The 5,737-nt window shown below is 65.6% G+C and carries 5 protein-coding genes; 3 read left to right on the forward strand and 2 right to left on the reverse strand.

The window, feature by feature from the left end; genetic code table 11:
• Window positions 1–19 precede the first annotated feature (19 nt).
• Window positions 20–1,354, reverse strand: coding sequence for an ATP-binding protein (locus ACE04F_RS23555; RefSeq protein WP_486110129.1), 1,335 nt, complete (start codon window positions 1,352–1,354; stop codon window positions 20–22).
• The gene (locus ACE04F_RS23560; RefSeq protein ID WP_305499838.1) at window positions 1,351–2,031 is read right to left on the reverse strand and encodes a response regulator; all 681 of its coding nucleotides are present in this window, start codon (window positions 2,029–2,031) and stop codon (window positions 1,351–1,353) included. The genes ACE04F_RS23555 and ACE04F_RS23560 overlap by 4 nt, the downstream gene beginning before the upstream one ends.
• A 175-nt stretch (window positions 2,032–2,206) precedes the next feature.
• On the opposite strand from ACE04F_RS23560, the gene dsbD reads away from it, so the two are divergent.
• From dsbD to dsbG, 3 genes are read left to right on the forward strand one after another with little or no spacing between them, the layout of a single operon-like run.
• A complete protein-coding gene (dsbD, locus tag ACE04F_RS23565) occupies window positions 2,207–3,934 on the forward strand; it encodes a protein-disulfide reductase DsbD (protein WP_486110130.1) in 1,728 nt (575 codons plus the stop codon).
• Window positions 3,934–4,803: a TlpA family protein disulfide reductase gene (locus ACE04F_RS23570; protein WP_486110131.1), complete on the forward strand. Its 870-nt coding sequence runs from the start codon at window positions 3,934–3,936 to the stop codon at window positions 4,801–4,803. The genes dsbD and ACE04F_RS23570 overlap by 1 nt, the downstream gene beginning before the upstream one ends.
• Window positions 4,779–5,546, forward strand: coding sequence for a thiol:disulfide interchange protein DsbG (gene dsbG / locus ACE04F_RS23575; RefSeq protein WP_486110132.1), 768 nt, complete (start codon window positions 4,779–4,781; stop codon window positions 5,544–5,546). The genes ACE04F_RS23570 and dsbG overlap by 25 nt, the downstream gene beginning before the upstream one ends.
• Window positions 5,547–5,737: the final 191 nt, after the last annotated feature.

Genomic DNA, 5,737 nt, shown 5'->3' on the forward strand with positions numbered 1-5,737 from the left:
CCCCCCCCCCCCACGGGTTCTACTGACCCGAAGGGACTTGCACTGGCACGGTCAGTTCGACCCGCAGCCCATCCGGGCGGCTGTCGAAATGCAGACCGCAGCCGCAACGCTGGACGATCGCCTGGACGATCGCCAGGCCCAGACCGCAGCCGGTGCTGTGGCCGTTGCGCCAGAAGCGCTGAGTCAGGTGCTGGATATCGTCGGCGGCGATTCCGTCGCCATGATCACGTACCAGGAAACGCACGCGCTGGCCGATCATCTCCAGGCTCAGTTCGACCTCGGTATCGGCCGGGGCGTGGCGCAAGGCGTTCTCCAGCAGGTTGCGCAACGCGGCAATGGCCAGCACCGCCGGCATCTGCACCGGCGCATCGGACAGCGGCGGCGATAGGTGCAGCCTGATCCGCTGGGGCGCGCCGCCGGCTGCATCCTGGATCGCCAGCCGGGCGACCTGCTCGGCGTTGCATTGCACGCCATCATCAAACGAAAGGCTGCCCTCGACCCGCGCCAGCAGCAACAGTTGCTCAAGGGTGCGGTGCAAGCGGTCGGCGCCCTCCTCCGCCCGGGCCAGGGACTGATCGCGCGCAGCCCCCTCGGTCATGCGTGCCACTTGCAGGTGGGTCTTGATGGCCGTCAGCGGGCTGCGCAATTCATGGGCAGCGTCACCGGTCAACCGGCGCTCGCGCTCGATGGTCTTGCCAATACGCTCGAACAGCTGGTTCTGGGTCTCCAACAGGGGCCGCAGCTCGCTGGGCAGCGGATGAATCTGCAGCGGTTCCAAGGAATCGGCATTGCGGCGCATCAACGCATCACGCATGCGATTGAGCGGCGCCAGGCCCTGGCCGATGCCCAGCCACAACAGGCACAGGCAACCGAGCAACGCCACGCCGACCGGCACCGATGCCGCCAGCAACACCGAAAGGTTCAACGCTTCGCGTTCGATCTGGCGGTCGGCCGTGGTAATGCGCAAATCGCCGCGAACCAGGGTAAAGCTGCGCCACGGCGCACCGTCGATCATCTGATCATGAAAGCCTGTCTTCTCGGCTTCGAGGGCCTGTTCCGGGTTAGCGTGGCTGCGGGCGAGGATCTCGCCGCGCAAGGAACTGACCTGGCAGGCCATGCCGCCCGGGATGCTCAACTGCTCCGCGCTCAAATGCGTGCCTTCACCTTTGCTGGGCACCGGTGGCAACTGCTCCAGCAAGCCGGCGACCATCCGCGCCGAAGCCACCAGGCGCTGGTCGAGGGAAAACATCATCTGGTTACGCAGGTCGCTGAGCATCCAGGCCGCGGCCAGGGCCCAGATCAAGGTGAAGGCCGCGCCGAGCGTCAGGCTCAGCCGCAGTCGCAGGCTCATCACTTGGAGGATTCCCCGCCATCCGCCGGCCCCAGCCGATACCCCAGGCCACGCACGGTCTCGACAATGCCGTTGCCCAGCTTGCGGCGCAGGTGGTGGATATGCACGTTCAAGGCGTTGCTTTCCAGTTCGTCGCTGAACCCGTAGACGCTGTCCTTGAGTTGTTCGGTGGACAACACCCGACCGCGACTGTGCAGCAGCGCCTGCAACAGCGACTGCTCGCGGCGCGACAGATCCACCGGCTGGCCGCCCAGGGTGGTTTCCCGGCTGCTGGGGTCGTAGGTCAGGCGACCGTGCTCGATCAGGTTGACGCTGCGCCCCGCCACGCGCCGCAGCAAAGTGTGCAGGCGTGCCGCCAGCTCTCGCAGGTCGAAGGGTTTGAGCAGATAATCATCGGCCCCGGCCTGCAGGCCGTCGACCCGATCGGTTACCGAATCCCGCGCGGTGAGGATCAGCACCGGCGTCTCCAGGCCTTGCTGGCGCAATTGCTTGAGCAGCTTGAGACCATCCTCATCGGGCAGGCCAAGATCAAGCACCATGACATCGAATTCGGCGACACCCAGCATCGCCCGCGCCGCCGAGGCGGTGGCGACGTGTTCGACGGTCAGGCCTTGAGCCGTGAGCCCGGCGACAATGCCGCTGGCGATCAACTCGTCGTCTTCGCAGACCAGTACGCGCATGGTAAGCCCCGTGGAAAAAGGTACATTAGGCCGCCGGCCGATTAAGTCGACATTATGCGACGAGTACGCCAGGCATGGGCGATCTTCGCTGTAAACCGGCCGTCGCCGGGTTAATCGACGGTTAATCGCCAGCCGCCAATGTGCCCTCCACTTGCTTCGTTCTAAGGCTTTATCCATGCGTCGATTGTTTTTGCTGTGTCTACTGCTGATTTCGGGCCTGGCCCAGGCCGCCAATCCCTTCGAGACCAAACCCGACTTCCTGCCGGTGGAAAAGGCCTTCGTCTTTACCTCCGAACGCCTGGACTCGGGTGAGACGCAGTTGTTCTGGCAGATCGCCGACGGTTACTACCTGTATCAGCAACGGCTCAAATTCGACGGCCTGGCCGACGCGCAGAAGCCCAGGCTGCCCGAGGGCGAAGCACACAGCGATGAGTTCTTCGGCGACCAGCAAGTCTATCGCCAGGCACTGGAGCTGAAGATTCCCGCCGGGGCCACCGGCAAGATCAAGGTCGGTTTCCAGGGTTGTGCCGACGCGGGCCTCTGCTATCCGCCCCAGACCCAGCTGGTCGACCTCGGCGGCGACGCACCGGCCACGGCCAGCGGCGAGGCGCAAGACCAGGCCCTGGCCAGCGGCCTGCAACAGCGCGCGCTGGGCTGGAGCCTGCTGGTGTTCTTCGGCCTGGGGCTGCTGCTGGCGTTTACCCCGTGCTCGCTGCCGATGCTGCCGATCCTGGCGGGGCTGGTGGTGGGCAGCGGCGCCGGGCCCCGGCGCGGCCTGGCACTGGCCGGCAGTTATGTCATCAGCATGGCGCTGGTGTACGCCGCCATGGGCGTGCTTGCCGCGCTGTTGGGCGCCAATCTTCAGGCATTGCTCCAGCAACCCTGGCTGCTGGGCACTTTCGCCGCGGTATTCGTGGTGTTGGCGCTGCCGATGTTCGGCTTCTTCGAACTGCAACTGCCGGCCGCCCTGCGTGATCGGCTGGAAAATGCCGGCCGCCAGCGCCGCGGCGGCAGCCTGGTCGGCGCCGGAATTCTCGGGGCGTTGTCCGGCCTGCTGGTCGGCCCCTGCATGACCGCGCCCCTGGCCGGCGCGCTGCTGTACATCGCCCAGAGCGGCAACGCGCTGCACGGCGGGCTGATCCTGTTCACCATGGGGGTCGGCATGGGCCTGCCGCTGTTGCTGCTGGTGACGGTGGGCAATCGCTTCCTGCCCAAGCCCGGTGCCTGGATGAACCTGCTCAAGGGCGTGTTCGGCTTCCTGTTCCTGGGCACCGCGCTGCTGATGCTCCGCCCGGTCATCGATGGCTCGTTGTGGATCGGATTGTGGGGCGCGTTACTGGTTGTCGCCGGCTATTGCGCCTGGCGCCAGACCCAGGGCTTCGGTCGCGCCGCCTATCTGTGGGGCAGCGTATCGCTGCTGTTCGGCCTGTGGGGTAGCGTGCTGGTGATCGGCGCCGCGGGCGGCAGCGACGATCTGTTCAGGCCGCTGCAGGTCTACAGCGGCGCCAGGGGCAGCGCCACCGTCAGCGCGCACGATGCCTTCGTCACGGTCAGCGAGCCCGCCGCCCTGCAGCGCGAACTGGATACCGCCAAGGCGCAGGGCCAATGGGTGTTGTTGGACTACTACGCCGACTGGTGCGTGTCCTGCAAGATCATGGAAAAACAGGTGTTCGGCCGCGCCGAAGTGCTCGACGCCCTGAAAGGCGTACGCCTGCTGCGCCTGGACGTCACCGCTGACAACGCCGCCAGCCGCGAGCTGCTGGGTCGCTACAAAGTGCCGGGGCCGCCGAGCCTGTTGTGGATCGATGCCGACGGTGACGAGCGCCGCAGCCAGCGGATCACCGGAGAAGTGGACGCCGAGGCGTTCCTGGAACGTTGGAACATGACCCGGAACGCACGCTGATGCTGACGTTTACCTTGGGCACCTTTGCCATCGCCCTCAATCATCTGCTGCTGATCAGCGCACTGGCCTTGGCGACTTTTGTCGGTTGGCGCGTGGCCAAGCGCGGCGGCGAGAACCCCGAGTCGGTGCTGTTCGGGCTGTTCCTGCTGGGGCTACTTGCCGCGAGGATCGGTTTCGTCGCCGCGTATTGGAACCATTACCGGGACGACCCGTGGCAGATCGTCGATTTGCGCGACGGCGGGTTCCTGGCCTGGCCGGGTATCGTCGCCCTGCTGGTCGCCGCGCTGCTCTGGGCGCGTCGCCGACCGGGCCTGCGCCGGCCCCTGGGCTTCAGCGTCGGCAGCGGCCTGCTGTTCTGGCTGGTGGCGACGATGTCACTGACGATCTACGAGCAAGGCACCCGGCTGCCGGAGATCGAGCTACGCAACGCTGCAGGCGAAACCGTGAACCTCGCCGATTACCAGGGCGGCCCTTTGGTGATCAACCTGTGGGCGACCTGGTGCCCGCCGTGCCGACGGGAAATGCCGGTCCTGGAAGAGGCCCAGAAACAGCGCCCGGACCTGACGTTCCTGTTCGTCAATCAGGCCGAAAGCATGCAAAGCGTCAGCACCTACCTCGCCACCCAGGGCCTGAGCCTGACCAACGTGCTGTTCGACGGCAGTGGACGCCTCGGCCAGGCCGTCGGCTCCATGGCCCTGCCGACGACTCTGTTCTACAGCGCCGAGGGTCGCCTGCTGGGCAGCCACCTGGGCGAACTGTCGGAAGCGAGCCTGGCCCGCGCCCTGGAAAATTTCGAAACGCCGGGTTCCACCACGGCGATCCACCCCGCGACAAGGAAATTGCCATGCCCCGCTTCCACCACCTGCTGACCCTGGCCTTCGCCGGCGCACTGCTACAAGCACCGCTGCTTCAGGCCGAAGAGCTGCCCGCGGCGATCAAGAAGATCGAAGCCAAGGGCGCGAAGATCGTCGGCACCTTCGACGCACCGAACGGCTTGCGCGGCTACGCGGCGCAGTACCAGAGCCGTGGCATGACGCTCTATCTGACGCCGGACGGCGAGCATGTGCTGCTGGGCAACCTGTACGACGCCGATGGCAAGGACCTGAGCCTCGAACCCCTGAAAAAGCTGGTCTACGATCCGATGTCGAAAGAGATCTGGGCGAAGATGCAAGCCAGCAGCTGGATCGCCGACGGCAGCAAGGACGCACCGCGCACCGTGTACCTGTTCAGCGACCCGAACTGCCCGTACTGCAACATGTTCTGGGAACAGGCGCGGCCGTGGGTCAAGGCCGGCAAGGTGCAGTTGCGCCACATCATGGTGGGCATCATCCGCGAAGACAGCCCGGGGAAATCAGCCGCGCTGCTGGCCGCCAAAGAGCCGGAAAAAGCCCTGGCGGACCACGAAAAGGCCGGCAAGGGCAGCCCGCTGAAACCGCTGAAGGAAATACCGCCGGCGATCCAGGCCAAACTGGACGCCAACCAGCAATTGATGGATGAACTGGAGCTGTCCGCGACCCCGGCGATTTTCTACCTGGACGACCAGGGCGACCTGCAACAGCAGCAAGGCGCGCCGTCGCCGGACAAACTGGTGAAGATTCTCGGGCCGAAGTAAAACCCCGGCCACCTGTGGCGAGGGAGCTTGCTCCCGCTGGGTTGCGCAGCAGCCCCAAAAAAGCAAAGGCAATCAATCTGAAGAACCGCAGCAAGAGAACCAGGGGCTGCTGCGCAGCCCAGCGGGAGCAAGCTCCCTCGCCACGGGTTTGTGCTGCAGTTGTATTACGGTTTATGCGCCCGCGACAGGAA

The sequence above is a fragment of the Pseudomonas sp. AGC41 genome (assembly GCF_057334555.1).